Origin of the sequence: Kitasatospora sp. MBT63 (assembly GCF_000710465.2) — a bacterium.
In the GTDB taxonomy this organism is placed as follows: Bacteria; Actinomycetota; Actinomycetes; order Streptomycetales; family Streptomycetaceae; genus Kitasatospora.
Genome location: NZ_JAIZ01000057.1, coordinates 1 through 386 on the forward strand (window position 1 = coordinate 1; position 386 = coordinate 386).

Consider the following 386-nt stretch of genomic DNA (forward strand, 5'->3'; position numbering starts at 1 on the left):
CTAACACAAAGCTCGGACGCGCCTGTAGGTGATCAGGCAGCAGGCCAGCTTGAGGAATGCCTCGTGGATGTCGTCGCGGATGTCCCAGCGGATACGGAGTCGTCGGAAGCCGTGGATCCAGGCGTTGGTCCGCTCGACCACCCACCGGACGGCGCCCAATCCGGAGCCGTGCGATACACCGCGGCGGGCGATGACCGGCTTGATGCCGCGCTTCCACAGGAGTCGGCGGTACTTGTCGAAGTCGTAGCCGCGGTCGGCGAACAGTTGCCGCGGGCGGTGCCGGGGACGGCCCGTCGTGCCACGGATGCGTGGGATCGCGTCCAGCAGAGGCAGCAGCTGGGTCACATCATGGCGGTTGCCGCCGGTCAGGGTGATGGCGAGCGGGG

1 protein-coding gene is annotated in these 386 nt (G+C 67.9%); it reads right to left on the reverse strand.

Going from position 1 to position 386, the window contains the following annotated elements; all coding sequences use genetic code 11:
• Positions 1-386 (reverse strand): IS5 family transposase (locus AA75_RS03900; protein ID WP_033818301.1); only part of this gene is annotated, 386 nt, incomplete at its 5' end.